The organism is Streptomyces sp. NBC_00727 (assembly GCF_045161745.1).
Classification (GTDB): Bacteria; Actinomycetota; Actinomycetes; order Streptomycetales; family Streptomycetaceae; genus Streptomyces.
Genome location: NZ_CP108981.1, coordinates 1,283,359 through 1,302,880 on the forward strand (window position 1 = coordinate 1,283,359; position 19,522 = coordinate 1,302,880).

General features: G+C 67.2%; 15 protein-coding genes, 3 rRNA genes and 2 pseudogenes. 7 read left to right on the forward strand and 13 right to left on the reverse strand.

From position 1 onward, the window contains the following. Positions 1–19: 19 nt before the first annotated feature. Positions 20–1,300: a DUF1015 family protein gene (locus OG242_RS05615; RefSeq protein ID WP_405897086.1), complete on the forward strand. Its 1,281-nt coding sequence runs from the start codon at positions 20–22 to the stop codon at positions 1,298–1,300. 49 nt (positions 1,301–1,349) lie between these two features. Here the strand turns inward: OG242_RS05615 and OG242_RS05620 are convergent, their stop codons facing one another. Further along, the gene (locus OG242_RS05620) at positions 1,350–2,132 is read right to left on the reverse strand and encodes a tetratricopeptide repeat protein (protein ID WP_405901516.1); all 783 of its coding nucleotides are present in this window, start codon (positions 2,130–2,132) and stop codon (positions 1,350–1,352) included. On the opposite strand from OG242_RS05620, the gene OG242_RS05625 reads away from it, so the two are divergent. Beyond that, complete coding sequence (locus tag OG242_RS05625) at positions 2,103–3,596, forward strand: hypothetical protein (protein ID WP_405901782.1); 1,494 nt, start codon at positions 2,103–2,105, stop codon at positions 3,594–3,596. The two genes, OG242_RS05620 and OG242_RS05625, sit on opposite strands and share 30 nt — an antisense overlap. Before the next feature lie 29 nt (positions 3,597–3,625). Here the strand turns inward: OG242_RS05625 and rrf are convergent. From rrf to OG242_RS05645, 4 genes and pseudogenes are all read right to left on the reverse strand, one after another. Beyond that, positions 3,626–3,742: ribosomal RNA gene (rrf, locus tag OG242_RS05630) — 5S ribosomal RNA — on the reverse strand. Between the two features lie 136 nt (positions 3,743–3,878). Then, positions 3,879–7,003, reverse strand: a 23S ribosomal RNA gene (locus OG242_RS05635). 301 nt (positions 7,004–7,304) lie between these two features. Further along, positions 7,305–8,830, reverse strand: a 16S ribosomal RNA gene (locus OG242_RS05640). The 16S, 23S and 5S rRNA genes sit together here, the layout of an rRNA operon. A gap of 593 nt (positions 8,831–9,423) precedes the next feature. Further along, positions 9,424–9,714, reverse strand: a pseudogene (locus OG242_RS05645) (DNA-3-methyladenine glycosylase); the annotation flags it as partial. Positions 9,715–9,755: 41 nt separating this feature from the next. Between OG242_RS05645 and OG242_RS05650 the strand changes: the two are divergent. Continuing rightward, complete coding sequence (locus OG242_RS05650) at positions 9,756–10,205, forward strand: recombinase family protein (protein WP_405897087.1); 450 nt, start codon at positions 9,756–9,758, stop codon at positions 10,203–10,205. Positions 10,206–10,495: 290 nt separating this feature from the next. Here the strand turns inward: OG242_RS05650 and OG242_RS05655 are convergent, their stop codons facing one another. Together OG242_RS05655 and OG242_RS05660 are read right to left on the reverse strand one after the other, a co-directional pair. Next, positions 10,496–11,107 carry a DNA-3-methyladenine glycosylase gene (locus tag OG242_RS05655; RefSeq protein ID WP_405897088.1) on the reverse strand — a complete coding sequence of 204 codons (612 nt, stop codon included), beginning with the start codon at positions 11,105–11,107 and terminating at the stop codon, positions 10,496–10,498. 14 nt (positions 11,108–11,121) lie between these two features. Further along, a pseudogene (locus tag OG242_RS05660) lies at positions 11,122–11,379 on the reverse strand (DNA-3-methyladenine glycosylase); the annotation flags it as partial. A gap of 73 nt (positions 11,380–11,452) precedes the next feature. On the opposite strand from OG242_RS05660, the gene OG242_RS05665 reads away from it, so the two are divergent. The 3 genes from OG242_RS05665 (at position 11,453) to OG242_RS05675 (ending at position 13,491) form a co-directional block, all read left to right on the forward strand. Continuing rightward, on the forward strand, positions 11,453–12,235 hold the full coding sequence (locus OG242_RS05665) for a sporulation protein (RefSeq protein WP_405897089.1): 783 nt from the start codon (positions 11,453–11,455) through the stop codon (positions 12,233–12,235). A gap of 61 nt (positions 12,236–12,296) precedes the next feature. Continuing rightward, on the forward strand, positions 12,297–12,836 hold the full coding sequence (locus tag OG242_RS05670; RefSeq protein WP_405897090.1) for a YbhB/YbcL family Raf kinase inhibitor-like protein: 540 nt from the start codon (positions 12,297–12,299) through the stop codon (positions 12,834–12,836). Positions 12,837–12,984: 148 nt separating this feature from the next. Then, a complete protein-coding gene (locus OG242_RS05675; protein WP_073968443.1) occupies positions 12,985–13,491 on the forward strand; it encodes an HNH endonuclease in 507 nt (168 codons plus the stop codon). Between the two features lie 63 nt (positions 13,492–13,554). Here the strand turns inward: OG242_RS05675 and OG242_RS05680 are convergent, their stop codons facing one another. The 4 genes from OG242_RS05680 to OG242_RS05695 form a co-directional block, all read right to left on the reverse strand. Further along, the gene (locus OG242_RS05680; RefSeq protein WP_405897091.1) at positions 13,555–14,322 is read right to left on the reverse strand and encodes a sulfite exporter TauE/SafE family protein; all 768 of its coding nucleotides are present in this window, start codon (positions 14,320–14,322) and stop codon (positions 13,555–13,557) included. Positions 14,323–14,384: 62 nt separating this feature from the next. Next, the gene (locus OG242_RS05685; RefSeq protein WP_328899530.1) at positions 14,385–15,314 is read right to left on the reverse strand and encodes an SPFH domain-containing protein; all 930 of its coding nucleotides are present in this window, start codon (positions 15,312–15,314) and stop codon (positions 14,385–14,387) included. Positions 15,315–15,388: 74 nt separating this feature from the next. Then, positions 15,389–15,820, reverse strand: a complete 432-nt coding sequence (locus tag OG242_RS05690) for an NfeD family protein (protein ID WP_405897092.1) — start codon at positions 15,818–15,820, stop codon at positions 15,389–15,391. 59 nt (positions 15,821–15,879) lie between these two features. Then, positions 15,880–16,677 carry an ABC transporter ATP-binding protein gene (locus OG242_RS05695; RefSeq protein WP_405897093.1) on the reverse strand — a complete coding sequence of 266 codons (798 nt, stop codon included), beginning with the start codon at positions 16,675–16,677 and terminating at the stop codon, positions 15,880–15,882. 155 nt (positions 16,678–16,832) lie between these two features. Between OG242_RS05695 and OG242_RS05700 the strand changes: the two genes are divergently transcribed. Further along, positions 16,833–17,612 (forward strand): hypothetical protein, encoded by a 780-nt coding sequence (locus OG242_RS05700; RefSeq protein WP_405897094.1) that lies wholly within the window; start codon positions 16,833–16,835, stop codon positions 17,610–17,612. Between the two features lie 64 nt (positions 17,613–17,676). Here OG242_RS05700 and OG242_RS05705 read toward each other — a convergent pair whose 3' ends face one another. Both OG242_RS05705 and OG242_RS05710 read right to left on the reverse strand, forming a co-directional pair. After that, positions 17,677–18,321 carry a response regulator transcription factor gene (locus OG242_RS05705; RefSeq protein ID WP_018518941.1) on the reverse strand — a complete coding sequence of 215 codons (645 nt, stop codon included), beginning with the start codon at positions 18,319–18,321 and terminating at the stop codon, positions 17,677–17,679. After that, a complete protein-coding gene (locus OG242_RS05710; protein ID WP_405897095.1) occupies positions 18,314–19,459 on the reverse strand; it encodes a GAF domain-containing sensor histidine kinase in 1,146 nt (381 codons plus the stop codon). The genes OG242_RS05705 and OG242_RS05710 overlap by 8 nt, the downstream gene beginning before the upstream one ends. Positions 19,460–19,522: the final 63 nt, after the last annotated feature.

The following is a 19,522-nucleotide window of genomic DNA, read 5'->3' on the forward strand; positions in this document are numbered from 1 at the left end:
CCCCACATACGATGCGAGGATGAACACACGAGGCACGGCGGACCGGGGACTGCGGCTGATTCCGTTCCGTGGGCTGCGGTACGTCCCCGAGCGGGTCGGCAGCCTCGCCGCGGTGACCTCGCCCCCGTACGACGTGGTGGTGCGGCCCGACGGGCTGCTGCACCTGGAGTCGGCGGACCCGCACAACATCGTCCGGCTGATCCTGCCGCAGGCCGGCACGGTCGCCGCCCGCAACGCACAGGCCGCCGCCACCCTGGACGACTGGCTCGCGGAGGGCGTGCTCGCGCCGGACGACGAGCCTTCGCTGTACGTGTACGAGCAGCGCGGCGACGGCATCCTGCAGCGGGGTGTGATCGGCGCCCTCGCGCTCTCGGGGCCCTCCGACGGTGTCGTGCTCCCGCACGAGGACGTCATGGCGCATGTCGTCGAGGACCGGGCCGATCTGATGCGCGCCACCGCCGCCCATCTGGAACCCCTGCTGCTGACCTACCGCAGCGACGGGGACGCCGGCACGGGCGCGGCCTCCGTCATCGAGCGGACCGTCGACCGCGCGCCGCTGCTCGCCACGACCACGGAGGACGGTTTCCGCCACCGGCTGTGGGCGGTCACCGATCCCGCCGAGCGCGCGGAGATCGAGGCGGACCTGCTCCGTCACCAGGCGCTGATCGCGGACGGCCACCACCGATGGGCGACCTACCTGAGGCTCCAGCAGGAGCACACGGGCCCGGGCCCCTGGGACTACGGCCTCGTCCTCCTGGTGGACACGGCCCGCTATCCGCTCCGGGTCCGCGCCATCCACCGGCTGCTGCACGGCCTGCCGGTCGCCGACGCACTGGCCGCGCTGGCGGGCCTGTTCCGGATACGCGAGGTGGCGGGCCCGCTCCCCCGGGCACTGGACGCCCTGGCCGACGCGGCCGCCGAGGGCAACGCCCTCCTGCTCGCGGGTGACGGGGGGTTCCATCTGGTCGACCGCCCCGACGAAGCGCTGCTGTCCCGCACGGTCCCGGCGGACCGGCCGACGGCCTGGCGCACGCTCGACGCGACGGTCCTGCACTCGGCGCTGCTCGATCACGTGTGGCGAATCCCGGACGACCCGGCGCATATCGCCTACATCCACGACACCGCGGCCGCCGTGGAACAGGCCGAACGGCACGGCTCCACGGCGGTCCTGATGCATCCGGTACGCGAGGAACTCGTCCGGGACCTGGCCCGCCAGGGCGTCACCATGCCCCGCAAGTCGACGTCCTTCGGCCCGAAGCCGGCCACGGGCCTGGTACTGCGCAGCCTGAAGCTGGGCTGAACGCAAAAGAGGGCGGCACCCGCGCCGGGTGCCGCCCTCTTCTCAAGCGTTACGCCTGGGACTTGCCGTCCTCGTCGGCGTCGTCGTCGTCCTCGACGGCCCCGTCCGCCTCGGCCGTGACGGGCGCCTGGGTGTCGGCGTGGTCGTCGTCCTCGTCCAGGGCGTCGACGAACTCGACCCCCTCCAGCTCGGCGAGGCGGTCCGAGGCGTCGGTGGCGCCGTCCTTGTCGGCCTCCAGCGCCTTGCCGAACCACTCGCGCGCCTCGTCGTCGCGGCCCGCTTCGAGCAGCGCGTCGGCGTACGCGTAGCGCAGGCGCGGGGTCCACGGGTGGACGGCGTTCGAGGCGAGCTCGGGGCTCTGCAGCGTGACGATGGCGGCGTCGAGCTGCCCCATGTCCCGCCGGGCGCCGGCGGCGACGAGACGCATCTCGACCTGGCCCGCCTTGTCCAGCTTCTGCACCTCGGGCTCACCGGCCATCGCCATGGCCTTCTCGGGCCGGCCGAGACCGCGCTCGCAGTCGGCCATGACGGGCCACAGCTCCACGGAGCCGGTCATCCGCCGGGCAGCCCGGAACTCCGCCAGCGCCTCCGCGTACTTCTGGACCGCGTAGGCGGCGAAGCCGGCGGCCTCGCGGACGGCGGCGACGCGCGAGGCCAGCCGCAGGGCGATGCGCGAGTACGCGTACGCCTGCTCGGGGTCCTCGTCGATGAGCCGGGCCACCATGACGAGGTTCCTCGCCACGTCCTCGGCCAGCGTCTTCGGCAGGCTCAGCAGCTCCTGGCGGACGTCCTGGTCGATCTCGTGACCGGTGACGTCGTCCGGGATGGGCAGCCGCTTGATCGGCTCACGGTCCCGGTCGTCCCGGCGCTCGTAACCGCCCGGCCGACCGCCGCGGTCGTCACGGCCCCGGTAGCCGCCGCGGTCACGGTCGTCCCGCTGCCCGCGGTAGCCGCCGCCACGGCTGTCGTCACGCCGGAAGCCGCCGCCGGAGCTGCCGCCACGGTCACCCCGGTCGTCACGGCGGAAACCGCCGCCGGTCGGCCGGCTGTCGTCACGGCGGGGGCCGCGCGGCCGGTCGTCACGGCGGTCGTCGCGACGCTCGAAGCCCCCGGAACGGCCGCCCCGGTCGTCGTCGCGGCGCGGGCCACGGTCGCGGTCGTCACGCCGGAAGCCACCGCCACCGCCACGGTTGTCATCGCGCCGGTCGTCGCGACGGAAGCCACCGCCGGAGTTGCCACCACGGTCATCACGACGGAAGCCGCCACCGCCAGAGCCGCCACGGCTGTCGTCACGGCGGAAGCCGCCACCGGAGGGGCGGTCGTCGCGGCGGAAGCCGCCACCACGGTTGTCGTCGTCCCGACGCGGGCCACGGGGCCTGTCGTCGCGACGGTCGTCACGGCGGTCAAAGCCGCCCGGCCGGCCACCGCGGTCGTCATCACGACGCGGCGCCCGGTCATCACGACGGAACCCACCACCACGGTTGTCGAACCCACCACCACGGTCATCACGACGGAAGCCACCGCCGGAGTTGCCGCCACGGTCATCACGACGGAAACCGCCGCCGCTGGGGCCGCCACGGCTGTCGTCACGGCGGAAGCCGCCGCCGCTGGGGCCGCCACGGCTGTCGTCACGGCGGAAGCCGCCACCGCCGGAGCCGCCACGGCTGTCGTCACGGCGGAAGCCGCCACCACGGTTGTCGTCGTCCCGACGCGGGCCACGGGGCCTGTCGTCGCGACGGTCGTCACGGCGGTCAAAGCCGCCCGGCCGGCCACCGCGGTCGTCATCACGACGCGGCGCCCGGTCATCACGACCACCACGGTCGTCGCGACGGAACCCACCACCGGAGTTGCCACCACGGTCATCCCGACGGAAGCCGCCACCGCTGGAGCCGCCACGGCTGTCGTCACGGCGGAAGCCACCGCCGGAGGGGCGGTCGTCGCGGCGCGGACCACTGTCGTCACGGCGGAAGCCACCGCCGGAGGGGCGGTCGTCGCGGCGCGGACCACGGTCCCGGTCGTCGCGCCGGAAACCGCCGCCCGAGGGGCGGTCATCACGGCGGTACCCACCGCGGTCGTCGTCCCGGCGCGGACCGCGCGAACGGTCGTCGCGACCGCCGCCGAAGCCGCCCCGGTCACCGCCGTCCCGGCGACGCGGCTCGCGCTCCGAACGATCGTCGGGAGAGTTGGTGGACATGGGTGGGGCTCCTGTCGTTCGGGGTACTACAGACATTCTCGCGCAGCCGGACACCCGACGCGCTTCGGGAAAAACAAAAAAGACCCTTGGTCCCAGCGCTGAACGCTGGGACCAAGGGTCCTTCAAAAATTGTTCGGCGGCGTCCTACTCTCCCACAGGGTCCCCCCTGCAGTACCATCGGCGCTGAAAGGCTTAGCTTCCGGGTTCGAAATGTAACCGGGCGTTTCCCTAACGCAATGACCACCGAAACACTATCGGCCACTCCCCCAAAAAGGCGGAGTATCGGCACTTAGCGAACAAGCACACTTTTCAATTAATGAATGACGCTGTTCAACCAGCACGACTGTTCGTGGCCTGGGAACAACACAGTGGACGCGAGCAACTGAGGACAAGCCCTCGGCCTATTAGTACCAGTCAGCTCCACCCGTTACCGGGCTTCCACATCTGGCCTATCAACCCAGTCGTCTACTGGGAGCCTTAACCAATCAAGTTGGTGGGAATACTCATCTCGAAGCAGGCTTCCCGCTTAGATGCTTTCAGCGGTTATCCTTTCCGAACGTAGCCAACCAGCCATGCCCTTGGCAGAACAACTGGCACACCAGAGGTTCGTCCGTCCCGGTCCTCTCGTACTAGGGACAGCCCTTCTCAATATTCCTACGCGCACAGCGGATAGGGACCGAACTGTCTCACGACGTTCTAAACCCAGCTCGCGTACCGCTTTAATGGGCGAACAGCCCAACCCTTGGGACCGACTCCAGCCCCAGGATGCGACGAGCCGACATCGAGGTGCCAAACCATCCCGTCGATATGGACTCTTGGGGAAGATCAGCCTGTTATCCCCGGGGTACCTTTTATCCGTTGAGCGACAGCGCTTCCACAAGCCACTGCCGGATCACTAGTCCCGACTTTCGTCCCTGCTCGACCCGTCGGTCTCACAGTCAAGCTCCCTTGTGCACTTACACTCAACACCTGATTGCCAACCAGGCTGAGGGAACCTTTGGGCGCCTCCGTTACTCTTTAGGAGGCAACCGCCCCAGTTAAACTACCCATCAGACACTGTCCCTGATCCGGATCACGGACCCAGGTTAGACATCCAGCACGACCAGAGTGGTATTTCAACGACGACTCCACAACCACTGGCGTGGCCGCTTCAAAGTCTCCCACCTATCCTACACAAGCCGAACCGAACACCAATATCAAACTATAGTAAAGGTCCCGGGGTCTTTCCGTCCTGCTGCGCGAAACGAGCATCTTTACTCGTAGTGCAATTTCACCGGGCCTATGGTTGAGACAGTCGAGAAGTCGTTACGCCATTCGTGCAGGTCGGAACTTACCCGACAAGGAATTTCGCTACCTTAGGATGGTTATAGTTACCACCGCCGTTTACTGGCGCTTAAGTTCTCAGCTTCGCCACCCCGAAGAGCAGCTAACCGGTCCCCTTAACGTTCCAGCACCGGGCAGGCGTCAGTCCGTATACATCGCCTTACGGCTTCGCACGGACCTGTGTTTTTAGTAAACAGTCGCTTCTCGCTGGTCTCTGCGGCCACCCCCAGCTCAGGAAGCAAGTTCCCTCACCAGTGATGGCCCCCCTTCTCCCGAAGTTACGGGGGCATTTTGCCGAGTTCCTTAACCATAGTTCACCCGAACGCCTCGGTATTCTCTACCTGACCACCTGAGTCGGTTTAGGGTACGGGCCGCCATGAAACTCGCTAGAGGCTTTTCTCGACAGCATAGGATCATCCACTTCACCACAATCGGCTCGGCATCAGGTCTCAGCCTTAATGTGTGACGGATTTGCCTACCACACGGCCTACACCCTTACCCCGGGACAACCACCGCCCGGGCTGGACTACCTTCCTGCGTCACCCCATCGCTTACCTACTACCACCTTGGTTCGTCGGCTCCACCACTACCCTCAACTCCGAAGAGATCGGGCCGGCTTCACGGACTTAGCATTAATGGGCTCAGTATTGGGCGTTTCAAAGCGGGTACCGGAATATCAACCGGTTGTCCATCGACTACGCCTGTCGGCCTCGCCTTAGGTCCCGACTTACCCTGGGCAGATCAGCTTGACCCAGGAACCCTTAGTCAATCGGCGCACACGTTTCTCACGTGTGTATCGCTACTCATGCCTGCATTCTCACTCGTGAACCGTCCACAACTCGCTTCCGCGGCTGCTTCACCCGGCACACGACGCTCCCCTACCCATCCCAGCCCCCGTTGGGGGTACATGCTGGAATGACACGACTTCGGCGGTACGCTTGAGCCCCGCTACATTGTCGGCGCGGAATCACTTGACCAGTGAGCTATTACGCACTCTTTCAAGGGTGGCTGCTTCTAAGCCAACCTCCTGGTTGTCTCTGCGACTCCACATCCTTTCCCACTTAGCGTACGCTTAGGGGCCTTAGTCGATGCTCTGGGCTGTTTCCCTCTCGACCATGGAGCTTATCCCCCACAGTCTCACTGCCGTGCTCTCACTTACCGGCATTCGGAGTTTGGCTAAGGTCAGTAACCCGGTAGGGCCCATCGCCTATCCAGTGCTCTACCTCCGGCAAGAAACACACGACGCTGCACCTAAATGCATTTCGGGGAGAACCAGCTATCACGGAGTTTGATTGGCCTTTCACCCCTAACCACAGGTCATCCCCCAGGTTTTCAACCCTGGTGGGTTCGGTCCTCCACGAAGTCTTACCTCCGCTTCAACCTGCCCATGGCTAGATCACTCCGCTTCGGGTCTTGAGCGCGCTACTAAACCGCCCTATTCGGACTCGCTTTCGCTACGGCTTCCCCACACGGGTTAACCTCGCAACACACCGCAAACTCGCAGGCTCATTCTTCAAAAGGCACGCAGTCACGACTGTATGTGCAAGCACATACAGCGACGCTCCCACGGCTTGTAGGCACACGGTTTCAGGTACTATTTCACTCCGCTCCCGCGGTACTTTTCACCATTCCCTCACGGTACTATCCGCTATCGGTCACCAGGGAATATTTAGGCTTAACGGGTGGTCCCGCCAGATTCACACGGGATTTCTCGGGCCCCGTGCTACTTGGGTGTCTCTCAAACAAGCCGCTGATGTTTCAGCTACGGGGGTCTTACCCTCTACGCCGGACCTTTCGCATGTCCTTCGCCTACATCAACGGTTTCTGACTCGTCTCACAGCCGGCAGACTGTGAAAGAGAGATCCCACAACCCCGCATGCGCAACCCCTGCCGGGTATCACACGCATACGGTTTGGCCTGATCCAGTTTCGCTCGCCACTACTCCCGGAATCACGGTTGTTTTCTCTTCCTGAGGGTACTGAGATGTTTCACTTCCCCTCGTTCCCTCCACACTGCCTATGTGTTCAGCAGCGGGTGACAGTCCATGACGACTGCCGGGTTTCCCCATTCGGAAACCCCCGGATCAAAGTCTGGTTGACGACTCCCCGGGGACTATCGTGGCCTCCCACGTCCTTCATCGGTTCCTGGTGCCAAGGCATCCACCGTGCGCCCTTAAAAACTTGGCCACAGATGCTCGCGTCCACTGTGCAGTTCTCAAACAACGACCAGCCACCCATCACCCTGCTCCTAAGAACAAGTTCACTGGGGCCGGCAACCGAAGGACGACCATGACGGCCGCACCTTCAGATACCCAACAGCGTGCCCGACCCGACCAATTGTTTTACACGTTCCACGCCGAAGCAGTACTAGTGACAAACAACTTGCCGTGCCGAGTAGTCAACGTTCCACCCATGAGCAACCAGCACCGAACATTCGCCGGTGTACTGGCCTCTGACCGAGCAAAGCCCGGTAAGAAGTGCTCCTTAGAAAGGAGGTGATCCAGCCGCACCTTCCGGTACGGCTACCTTGTTACGACTTCGTCCCAATCGCCAGTCCCACCTTCGACAGCTCCCTCCCACAAGGGGTTGGGCCACCGGCTTCGGGTGTTACCGACTTTCGTGACGTGACGGGCGGTGTGTACAAGGCCCGGGAACGTATTCACCGCAGCAATGCTGATCTGCGATTACTAGCAACTCCGACTTCATGGGGTCGAGTTGCAGACCCCAATCCGAACTGAGACCGGCTTTTTGAGATTCGCTCCGCCTCGCGGCATCGCAGCTCATTGTACCGGCCATTGTAGCACGTGTGCAGCCCAAGACATAAGGGGCATGATGACTTGACGTCGTCCCCACCTTCCTCCGAGTTGACCCCGGCAGTCTCCTGTGAGTCCCCATCACCCCGAAGGGCATGCTGGCAACACAGAACAAGGGTTGCGCTCGTTGCGGGACTTAACCCAACATCTCACGACACGAGCTGACGACAGCCATGCACCACCTGTACACCGACCACAAGGGGGGCACCATCTCTGATGCTTTCCGGTGTATGTCAAGCCTTGGTAAGGTTCTTCGCGTTGCGTCGAATTAAGCCACATGCTCCGCTGCTTGTGCGGGCCCCCGTCAATTCCTTTGAGTTTTAGCCTTGCGGCCGTACTCCCCAGGCGGGGAACTTAATGCGTTAGCTGCGGCACCGACGACGTGGAATGTCGCCAACACCTAGTTCCCAACGTTTACGGCGTGGACTACCAGGGTATCTAATCCTGTTCGCTCCCCACGCTTTCGCTCCTCAGCGTCAGTAATGGCCCAGAGATCCGCCTTCGCCACCGGTGTTCCTCCTGATATCTGCGCATTTCACCGCTACACCAGGAATTCCGATCTCCCCTACCACACTCTAGCCTGCCCGTATCGACTGCAGACCCGGGGTTAAGCCCCGGGCTTTCACAACCGACGTGACAAGCCGCCTACGAGCTCTTTACGCCCAATAATTCCGGACAACGCTTGCGCCCTACGTATTACCGCGGCTGCTGGCACGTAGTTAGCCGGCGCTTCTTCTGCAGGTACCGTCACTTTCGCTTCTTCCCTGCTGAAAGAGGTTTACAACCCGAAGGCCGTCATCCCTCACGCGGCGTCGCTGCATCAGGCTTTCGCCCATTGTGCAATATTCCCCACTGCTGCCTCCCGTAGGAGTCTGGGCCGTGTCTCAGTCCCAGTGTGGCCGGTCGCCCTCTCAGGCCGGCTACCCGTCGTCGCCTTGGTAGGCCATTACCCCACCAACTAGCTGATAGGCCGCGGGCTCATCCTTCACCGCCGGAGCTTTCAACCTTCCTCCAGGAGGAGGAAAGTATTATCCGGTATTAGACCCCGTTTCCAGGGCTTGTCCCAGAGTGAAGGGCAGATTGCCCACGTGTTACTCACCCGTTCGCCACTAATCCACCCCGAAGGGCTTCATCGTTCGACTTGCATGTGTTAAGCACGCCGCCAGCGTTCGTCCTGAGCCAGGATCAAACTCTCCGTGAATGTTTTCCCGTAATCGGGACAACACATCACGAGAGCGGAACGACAAGGTCGGAATAAGACCCGTCGTCCACTGCGTCCTCGCTGTGTTTTTGCCTGCCGAACCCGAAGGTTCCGCAGGACTTTCAAAGGAACCACCAACCTGCCGTAGCAGGCCGGGGTATCAACATATCTGGCGTTGACTTTTGGCACGCTGTTGAGTTCTCAAGGAACGGACGCTTCCTTTGTACTCACCCTCAGAACATTTTCTGGGGCTTTCCTCCGGGCGCTTCCCTTCGGTCTTGCGTTTCCGACTCTATCAGACTCTTTCGTGTCCGATTCCCGGTCGAAGCGGGTCAAGCAGTTTTCGCTTTCCAGTTCTTCGCTTTTGCGTTTCCCTTTCGGCGTGTCCACTACTTTAGCGGATTCTCCCGGTTACTCATAATCGAGTCAGTGGGCCTGAATTCCGGGCATGCCGAAATCCGCACCCTCTGGGGTGAGTCGTAGGTAGTGGTTGGCCGCTTCGGGTCTGCGCGGCGTGCGATCCGAAGGACCGAACCAACAGCTGTACCCGTGTCAAGCGACTCGGTCAACACTAGGTGCCCCACTCGGACGAGTCAAGTTGACCTCCGGCGCGGCACATGGGCCCGGTAGGGGCTCACCGTCGGGTCGCCGTCGATCCAGAACCGCCAGGGGTACACCACCCCGTCCCCGCCCACACCGGTGCGGGGGCCGTTGCGTACCTGGTCACGCGGTGGCGGGGTGCCCTGGAGCACGAAGAGCTCGGCGCCCTCGTGGGCAATCGCGTCGGTGCCGTCCAGTACCCGGCCGATGTCCAGGGCGGTCGCGAGGCGTGCCGGGCCTTTGGCCAGTTCTCTGTCATTACGGGCCGAAACTCGACGTTTGCGGAACCAAGCGGAGCGCCGAGTGGGAGCGCGTCAAGGCTCTGGTGGAGGACGGCAAGGCAGACGCCATCGTGTCCCGCCACTTCGACCGCATGTACCGCACCCCCTGGGACCTCGAGGATCTGGTGGACCTGGCCGAGGCGACCGGCGTCATGCTGGCCGCCGCACAGGCTCAGGGAGTGCTCGACCTGTCCACCCCGTCCGGCCGGCTCGCTGCTCGCATCGGCGCTGTGGTGGCTCGCAACGAGACCGAGATGCGAGTCGAGCGTCAGGTGCTCGGACACCAGCGGCGCAGGGAGTCGGGGAGGCCCTTCTGGAGTACTCGCCCCTTCGGCTTCGAGCGGGACGGGAGGCACCGGGAAGCAGAGGCGGAGGCCCTGCGGCAGGCGTACCGGGATGTCCTGGCCGGCGTCACCCTCTGGTCCATCACGAAGGACTGGAACTCACGTGGGCTGCTCTCAATCACCGAGTGGTCCGCTGGTTGCTGTGCATGACTTCAGTCGACTACGCGACTGAGACGCCATCCCGTCCCCGCCCCGGGGGATCGTCCTTCGGCAAGCGAACAGTCGGAAGGTCGGACGGACGAGTACGCCCAAGACGTCGATGGACGGACCTGTACACGTGTCCCTTCCCTCCGCGCCGCCCGACCCTGTGTCGGGTGTCGTGAGTGCCTGCGGTACGCGGTGGTTCGCGCGAACGCCACGTCGGTCGGGGACGATCACGTATCGCCTGACCGAACTCCGCACCGACACACCGGCGTGCCGTCAGCAAGGCGTACAGCGGCTCAGGCTCCGGCGGACGGTTTGGCTCGGGGGCTCAGTCGGTACGCCGAGACCGTTGGATCACCGGCGAGGTAGAACCGGTGTTGCCAGTCGTGTGCCTTGCTCACGCCCACCCGAGGACCGACCCGGATGAGCGCGGCAGGTACAGGCTCACCCTCGGACAACACGACCGAGGTACCTGTCAGGAGGTCTGCGCCGTTGTGCTCCGCCGTAATGCCGAGTGCCTGACAGAAGTTCCCCGGACCGCGGGCAAGGCGTGGATTCTCGACCCTCTCCCCTCGCCGCTTGCGTGCCAGGTCCTCCCCCTCGATGACCCTGCCTGCCCGGATGAGGACGGCCGAGGCGATGCCGTCCGTCCCTGTGACGACGTTGGCGCACCAGTGGAGACCGTGGGACCGGTAGACGTACAGGTGTCCTGCGGGTCCGAACATGACGGCGTTCCGGGGTGTCCTGCCCCGATAGGCGTGGGAGGCTGGGTCGGCCGTACCGGAGTACGCCTCGGTCTCCGTGATGGCGATACTCACGGTCCCCTCGGGGGTTTTGCAGGTGAGGACGGTCCCGAGCAGCTTGGGGGCGACCTCTTCAGCGGGGTGGGCGAGGACATCGACGTTCATGCTGACTGCCTTGACATGCCGTACGTGAAGTAAACGTACGCGTGGCCGGGCGGGCCGTACATCGCGTCGTTGCGCCGCGTCCGGCCACGGAAGGCGTGGGAGCCCGGGTCGATCTCGCCCGCGTACGCCTCCACCTCCGTGAGACGCAGGGCGATCGGGCCGTCCGGGGTGCTGCGCACCAGGGTGCGGCCGAGGAGGTCGGGCGCCACCTCCAGTACGGGGCGGTCGAAGAAGTCCCGCGTCAGCGGCGTACGGTCCGGGCCATCGATCATGAGGTTCGAGGTTACTGGGAACCGACTACGGTCGTCGCGCGTATGTAGGTGTCAGGACCTAGGAGGAGAAAACATGGGCTTCAAGCGGCTGCTCGCGAGCATGGGTGCCGGCGGCGCCTCGGTGGAGACGGAGCTGAGCGAGGTCAACGTCGTCCCGGGCGGGGTCGTCCAGGGCGAGGTGCGGATCCAGGGCGGCTCCGTCGACCAGCAGATCGAGGGACTTTCCGTGGGGCTGCAGGCCCGGGTCGAGGTCGAGGGCCAGGACCAGGAGACCAAGCAGGACATCGTGTTCACCAAGCTGCGCGTCGGCGGCGCGTTCGAGGTGCGGGCCGGGGCGGTGCACGTCGTGCCGTTCGGCCTGGAGATCCCCTGGGAGACGCCGATCACCATGTTCGCGGGCCAGCACCTGCACGGCATGAACATCGGGGTGACCACGGAACTGGAGATCGCGCGGGCGCTGGACTCCGGCGACCTCGATCCGGTCAACGTGCACCCGCTGCCGGCCCAGGAGGCCATCCTCGACGCCTTCGGCCAGCTGGGCTTCAGCTTCCGTAGCGCCGACATGGAGCGCGGCCACATCCGTGGTACGCGGCAGCGGCTGCCGTTCTACCAGGAGATCGAGTTCCACCCGCCGCAGCAGTACCGGGGGCTCAACCAGGTGGAGCTGTCGTTCGTCGCGGACGACCGCGAGATGGACGTCATCCTGGAGATGGACAAGAAGGCCGGTCTGTTCAGCGAGGGCAGCGACTCGTACCGCGCGTTCAAGGTCGGTCTGCACAACTTCCACGAGACCGACTGGGCGGCATATCTGAACCAGTGGCTGGCGCAGGTCGGTGGTCAGCGCAACTGGCTCTAGGGTCGGAAGGGGAGAGAGATCTTCCCGAGCAATCCGACGGACCCGACAGAGAGGTGCTGACGTGACCGAGCCGAAGAGGGCGCCGCTGCCGCACGACTTCCATCCGGAGGTTCCCTCGTTCACCGTGGTGAGCGAGGACATCGCCCCGGGGGCCGTGCTCGCCGACGCGCAGGTGTACGCGGCGGGGAACACCTCGCCGCAGCTGCGGTGGGAGGGTTTCCCGGCGGAGACGAAGAGCTTCGCCGTGACGTGCTTCGACCCCGACGCTCCCACGGGCAGCGGGTTCTGGCACTGGACGCTCTTCGACATCCCGGCGTCGGTCACGGAGCTGCCGGCGGGCGCGGGCGGCGGGACGTTCGATGGGCTGCCCGCCGGTGCCGTGCACGCGCGCAACGACTACGGGACGAAGGACTTCGGCGGCGCCGCGCCGCCGGCCGGTGAGAACCACCGCTATGTGTTCACCGTGTACGCGGTGGACACCGAGAAGCTCGGTCCCGACAGCGACACCCCGCCCGCGGCGGTCGGGTTCAACCTCCGGTTCCACACCCTGGGCCGGGCCCAGTTGATCGCCGAGTACGCGGAGCCCGCCGAGAACGCCTGAGTACCAAAACTTCCGCAGCCGTTTGCCCTGCCCTGGTCCTGGAGAGATCAGGGCAGGGCATTTTTTAATGCGTTGTCCATCACGGCGTGCCCGGCCAGAGTTGATCCGGGCCTGCCAGGGGGCGGCCGGCACACGGGAGGTGGGCGGGATGCGGGACACGCTGGTACTGAACGCGAGCTTCGAGCCGCTGTCGACGGTGACGCTGAACCGGGCGGTGGTGCTGATCCTTCAGGACAAGGCCGTCGTCGAGCAGTCGCACCCCGGCCTCCGGATGCGCGGGGCCGACGTGGACATACCGGTGCCCCGCGTGATCAGGCTCTGCCGGTACGTACGGGTGCCGTTCCGAAGACAGGCCCCGTGGTCCAGGAGGGGCGTGCTGGTCAGGGACCAGCACCGGTGCGCGTACTGCGGGAAGCGTGCGAGCACCGTCGACCACGTGGTGCCGAGGGCGCAGGGCGGGCAGGACACCTGGCTCAATACGGTGGCCTCCTGTGCCGAGGACAACCACCGCAAGGCGGACCGTACGCCGGAGCAGGCGGGGATGCCGCTGCTGCGCAAGCCGTTCGTGCCGTCACCTGCGGAGGCCATGCTGCTGGCGCTCGGGGCGGGCGACCGCTCGGCACTGCCGGAGTGGCTGGCGCGGTCCGCGGCGTAGCCGCCGTACGCCTCATGACGTCACCGGAGCCCGTCTCCCCCGGGGAGGCGGGCTCCGGCTCGTTCACCGGAGCAGCAGCTGGACGATGGCGACCGTGCCGACGGTGACGATGAGGGCGCGCAGGAGGGTGGGGCTGAGGCGGCGGCCGACCTTGGCGCCGATCTGGCCGCCGAGCGCGGAGCCGACGGCGATGAGGACGACGGCCGTCCAGTCGAAGTCGGCGACGAAGAGGAAGAACAGCGCGGCGATGCTGTTGACGACGGCGGCGAGGACGTTCTTGACGGCGTTCAGGCGCTGCATGGTGTCGTCGACCAGCATGCCCATCAGGGAGAGGTAGATGATCCCCTGGGCGGCGGTGAAGTAGCCGCCGTAGACGCTGGCCAGGGTCAGGCCGATGAAGAGCAGCGGGCCGCCGTCGGGGTGTGCCGGGACGCCGGTGCGGGCGCGCCGCTGCTGGACGGCCTTGCTGATGCGTGGCTGCAGGATGACCAGGACGAGGGCCAGGGCGACGAGGACCGGGACGATGGTCTCGAAGGCCGTGGAGGGCAGGGCCAGCAACAGGGTGGCGCCGGTGAGGCCGCCGATGAGGGCGCCCACGGCGAGTTTGAGCACGCGGGGGCGCTGGCCTTCGAGTTCCTTGCGGTAGCCGATCGCGCCGCTGATGGAGCCGGGGATCAGGCCGAGCGCGTTGGAGACGGTGGCGGTGACCGGGGGGAGGCCGGTGGCGAGCAGGACGGGGAAGGTGATGAGCGTCCCGGAGCCGACGATCGTGTTGATCGCGCCGGCGCTGGTCCCCGCGGCGAAGACGGCGAGCATCTCCCAGATGGACATGGCATATCCCCCGTGCGTGATCGGTGCTTGGTGCAACCGAATCATGCACGGGGGTGTACACGTCAGTCGACCGGGGGTTCCTCGCGGCGTTCCTTGCCGGTGTTGAAGCCGGGTGCGCCGGAGCCGAGGTTGCCGAAGGCGCCGCTGAGGCCCTTGAGGGCGTCGCCGATCTCGCTGGGCACGATCCAGAGCTTGTTGGCGTCGCCCTCGGCGATCTTCGGCAGCATCTGGAGGTACTGGTACGAGAGCAGCTTCTGGTCCGGGTCGCCGGCGTGGATCGCCTCGAAGACCGTACGGACGGCCTGGGCCTCACCCTCGGCGCGCAGGGCGGCGGCCTTGGCCTCACCCTCGGCGCGCAGGATCGCGGACTGCTTCTCGCCCTCCGCGGTGAGGATCGCGGACTGGCGGGTGCCCTCGGCCTGGAGGATGGCGGCGCGCTTGTCGCGGTCGGCGCGCATCTGCTTCTCCATCGAGTCCTGGATGGAGGTGGGCGGCTCGATCGCCTTGAGCTCGACGCGGTTGACGCGGATGCCCCACTTGCCGGTGGCCTCGTCGAGGACTCCGCGCAGGGCGGCGTTGATCTCCTCGCGGGAGGTGAGGGTCCGTTCCAGGTCCATGCCGCCGATGATGTTGCGGAGCGTGGTGACGGTGAGCTGCTCGATGGCCTGGATGTAGCTGGCGACCTCGTACGTCGCGGCCCTGGCGTCGGTCACCTGGTAGTAGATGACGGTGTCGATGTTGACGACCAGGTTGTCCTGGGTGATGACGGGCTGCGGGGGGAAGGGCACGACCTGCTCGCGCAGGTCGATCCGGTTGCGGATCGAGTCGATGAACGGGACGACGATGTTCAGGCCCGCGTTGAGGGTGCGGGTGTACCGGCCGAAGCGTTCGACGATGGCGGCGCTGGCCTGGGGGATGACCTGGATCGTCTTGATCAGGGCGATGAAGACGAGCACCACCAGAATGATCAGGACGATGATGATCGGTTGCATCGTTTCCTCGTGCCCTTCGGTTGATGATCGTCATCGAGTCTGACAGAACGCGCCTCGGCGTGGGGACAGTTCGGTCACATGACGACGGCCGTCGCCCCGTCGATGTCGACGACGTCGACCTGTTGGCCGGGCTCGAAGCTGAGCCCGGCGTCCAGTGCGCGGGCCGACCAGATCTCACCGGCCAGCTTGATGCGGCCGCCGGCGCCGTCCACGCGTTCGAGAACGACGGCCTGACGGCCCTTCAGGGCGTCGATGCCGGTGGCGTGCTGGGGCGCGCGGTCCCCGCGCTGTCTGGCGGCGATCACGCGTACCACGGCCGTCAGCGCCACCGAGACGATGACGAAGACCAGGACCTGGGCGACGATCCCGCCGCCGAGGGCCGCGACGACCGCGGCGGCGACGGCCCCCACGGCGAACATGCCGAACTCGGGCATCGCGGTGAGGACGAGCGGAATGCCCAGTCCCACCGCGCCGATCAGCCACCACACCCACGCGTCGATGTCCACGTGGTCATCGTAGGACCGGTTGCACCCTTACGGACAGGGCGCAACCGGGGCAACCCCGCCTAGCCGAGGGGCAGTCCGCGGGCGGTGTAGCGGTCGCCCTGGTGCTCGACGACGAGGGGCAGGCCGAAGCAGAGGGAGAGGTTGCGGGAGGTGAGCTCGGTCTCCATGGGGCCCGCGGCGAGCACCTTGCCCTGGCGGATCATCAGGACGTGGGTGAAGCCGGGGGCGATCTCCTCGACGTGGTGGGTCACCATGATCATGGAGGGCGCGTACGGGTCGCGGGCCAGCCGGCCGAGGCGGCGTACCAGGTCCTCGCGGCCGCCGAGGTCGAGACCGGCGGCGGGTTCGTCGAGGAGGAGCAGCTCGGGGTCGGTCATCATGGCGCGGGCGATCAGGGTGCGCTTGCGCTCGCCCTCGGAGAGGGTGCCGAACTTGCGGTCGAGGTACTCGGTCATGCCGAGCCGGTCGAGGAAGGCGCGGGCGCGGTCCTCGTCGACCTTGTCGTAGTTCTCGTTCCAGGTGGCGGTCATGCCGTACGCGGCGGTGAGCACCGTCTGCAGGACCGTCTGGCGGCGGGGGAGCTTGTCGGCGAGGGCTACGCCCGCGATGCCGATGCGGGGGCGCAGGTCGAAGACGTCGGTGCCGACGCCGCCGAGCCGCTCACCGAGGACGCTGACGCTTCCCTTGCTGGGGTAGAGGTAGCTGGACGCGATGTTGAGCAGGGTGGTCTTGCCGGCGCCATTGGGTCCGAGGATGACCCAGCGCTCCCCCTCCTTGACCGACCAGGAGACGTCGTCCACCAGAGCGCGTCCGTCGCGGACCACGGATACGTCCACCAGCTCCAGTACATCGCTCATGAGCGCGTTGTCTCCCCATGCAGTGTCGAGATCGTCGCGTGCCTGTGGGCACAGCTCCCAGGGAAAACCTACGCCACCGAGCGAGTACCGGCGGCGCTGGGCCCCGCCGTCGCGGGCCCGGCCATGGCAGGCAAGGCGCCCCCTAAGCTGTCCGCATGCTTTCGGAACCACGCTCAGGGCTGCTGGCCGCCTGGGGGAACGCGTTGCTGGCGGGGCTCGTGTCGCCGGACGACGCGGCGCTCGCCATCGTCGGGGAGGACGCGGTGCACCGCGTCGAGGGGTTGCCCGGTGAGGCCGGTCCGGTCGGGCTGACGTTCGCCCTGGGGCGGCTGCGGGCGCTGGGGGTGTCCGGCTTCCGGGTCGCGCTGCCGGTGCCGGGGCATCCGCTGGGGCTGAGCGGTCCGGCCGGTTTCAATGCCCGGGCCCTGGAGGCGGAGGAGGCCGTGGTGACCTACGGCGCTCCGTACGGGCTGGTGCCGGAGGTGCGCGAGGCGGGCCCGGCCGGGGATGTGTACGTGGACGTGGTGTGGCACTGCCTGGCGGTACGGGAGGCCCCGCCGGCCGATGTGCCGTCGCTGGGCGAGGCGGAGCGGGAGCTGGCGGAGGCGCTGCGGGACGCGACGGCGCTGCTGTCCCGGCTCGACGTGGCCGGTTCGGGTCCGGTGGCCGAGGCGGCGGTGGACGCGTACCGGGCGCGGGCGGAGCGGGGGCGCGAGGTGCTGGCCCCGGGCTACCCGCCGCGGGCGGTGCGGGTGCTGGAGCTGGCGCAGCGGGTCGGGCTGCTGATCTCGGTGGCGTACGAGAACGGGCACGGCGGAGCGGTGAGCGCGTCGGAGATGGCGGCGCGGGGCGAGGCGCTGCGTCCGGTGGAGCGGGTGGCGCGGCGGGCGCAGGTGGCGGCGTACAACGCGTATGTGGAGGAGCGGGCGCGGTAGGGCCTGTCCGGCCCCTGATCCGCCGGTCCTGAGGGGCGCCCGCCTCGCTCTCCCCGCTCTTACGTCAGCCCGCCGCTCCGTTGCGGACCGCCCAGAGCGCCGCCTGGGTGCGGTCGGCCAGGTCGAGTTTCATGAGGATGTTCGAGACGTGGGTCTTGACCGTCTTCTCGGACAGGACCAGGGCCCTGGCGATCTCGCGGTTGGAGCGGCCGTCGGCGATGAGGCCGAGCACTTCCCGTTCGCGTTCGGTGAGGGTGCTCCCCCGGCCGGTGCCCGCGCCCGGCTCGTCCTGGGCCAGCAGCGCCCCGGCGACCTCGGGCTGGAGCAGGACGTGCCCGGCGTGGACCGAGCGGATGGCGCCGGCCAGGGCGTCCGGGTCGACGTCCTTGTACACGTAGCCGGAGGCGCCCGCGCGCAGGGCGGGTACGACGGTGCGCTGCTCGGTGAAGCTGGTGACGATCAGCACCTTGGCCGGGTTCTCCAGTTCGCGGAGCCGGCGCAGCGCCTCGATGCCGTCGGTGCCGGGCATCTTGATGTCCATCAGTACGACGTCGGGCCGCAGCTCCTCGGTCCGGGCCACGCCCTCGGCGCCGTCGGACGCCTCGCCGACGACCTCGATGTCGTCCTGGATCTCCAGGAACGTACGCAGGCCGCGGCGGACGACCTGGTGGTCGTCGACGAGCAGCACCCTGATGATCCTGTCAGCCACCGGGAATCTCCATCTCGATCGTGGTGCCCTTGCCGGGCTCGGACGCAACGGTGAGCCGGCCGCCTACGCCGCTCGCGCGGTCCCGCATCGAGACCAGGCCCAGGTGGCGCCCGGCCCGGCGGGTGGCGGCGGGTTCGAAGCCGCGGCCGTCGTCGGTGACCCGCAGCACCGTGGCGCCGTCGCGGCGGGCGAGGGTGACGTCGACGTGGCCGGCGTCCGCGTGGCGCAGGGCGTTGTGCAGGGCCTCCTGGGTGACCCGGAGCAGCGCTTCCTCGTGGGCGGCGGGCAGGGCGCGGACGCCGGCGCCGGTGAAGGTGACCCGTGCGGTGTGGGCCCGGTCGAGGACCTGGACCTGGGTGCGGAGGGTGGCGACGAGGCCGTCCTCGTCGAGGCCGGCCGGGCGCAGCTCGACGACGGCGGCGCGCAGTTCGTCCACGGCTTCGGCGGCGAGGGCGGCGACCTGCTGGAGCTCGACCTTGGCCCGGGCGGGGTCGCGGTCCACGAGGGCGGCGGCGGCCTGGGCGGTGAGCCGCAGCGAGAAGAGCTTCTGGCTGACCGCGTCGTGCAGCTCGTGGGCGAGGCGGGAGCGCTCCTCGGCGATGGTGAGCTCGCGGCTGCGTTCGTAGAGGCGGGCGTTGGTGAGGGCGATGGCCGCGTGCTGGGCGAGGATCGACAGCAGTTCCTCGTCCTCCGCGGTGAAGCCGCAGACGCCCTCGGGCTTGGGGCACCTCTTGTTGGCGAGGAAGAGGGCGCCGATGGTCTCGTCGCCGTCCCGGATGGGCAGGCCGAGGAAGTCGGACATGTCGGGGTGGGCACTGGGCCAGCCCCCGAAGCGGGGGTCCTTGCGGACGTCGGCGAGCCGTTCGGTCTTCGCGCCGTGGAGCATCGCGGCGAGGATGCCGTGCTGCCGGGGCAGTGGGCCGATGGCCTTCCACTGTTCGTCGCTGACGCCGTCGACGACGAACTGGGCGAAGCCGCCGTGGTCGTCGGGGACCCCGAGGGCGGCGTACTCGGCGTCCAGGAGTTCGCGGGCCGAGGCGACGATCGTCTTCAGGACGTCCCGCACCTCCAGGTGGCGGCTCATGGCGAGCAGCGCGGCGCTCACGGCCGAGAGGCCCGAGGGCGGTCGGTGGCTCATGCGCCTCACCGTACCGGCGGGGTCCGTGCCCCCGTATCGGACCGGGGACGGCCGGGGACCGGG

Bases quoted from the DNA above. Each gene is read 5' to 3' on its own strand.
- OG242_RS05700 (WP_405897094.1), top strand. From the start codon at position 16,833: ATGCTTTCGGAACCACGCTCAGGGCTGCTGGCCGCCTGGGGGAACGCG.
- OG242_RS05695 (WP_405897093.1), bottom strand. From the start codon at position 16,677: ATGAGCGATGTACTGGAGCTGGTGGACGTATCCGTGGTCCGCGACGGA.
- OG242_RS05675 (WP_073968443.1), top strand. From the start codon at position 12,985: ATGCGGGACACGCTGGTACTGAACGCGAGCTTCGAGCCGCTGTCGACG.
- OG242_RS05680 (WP_405897091.1), bottom strand. From the start codon at position 14,322: ATGTCCATCTGGGAGATGCTCGCCGTCTTCGCCGCGGGGACCAGCGCC.
- OG242_RS05615 (WP_405897086.1), top strand. From the start codon at position 20: ATGAACACACGAGGCACGGCGGACCGGGGACTGCGGCTGATTCCGTTC.
- OG242_RS05710 (WP_405897095.1), bottom strand. From the start codon at position 19,459: ATGAGCCACCGACCGCCCTCGGGCCTCTCGGCCGTGAGCGCCGCGCTG.
- OG242_RS05655 (WP_405897088.1), bottom strand. From the start codon at position 11,107: ATGAACGTCGATGTCCTCGCCCACCCCGCTGAAGAGGTCGCCCCCAAG.
- OG242_RS05685 (WP_328899530.1), bottom strand. From the start codon at position 15,314: ATGCAACCGATCATCATCGTCCTGATCATTCTGGTGGTGCTCGTCTTC.
- OG242_RS05665 (WP_405897089.1), top strand. From the start codon at position 11,453: ATGGGCTTCAAGCGGCTGCTCGCGAGCATGGGTGCCGGCGGCGCCTCG.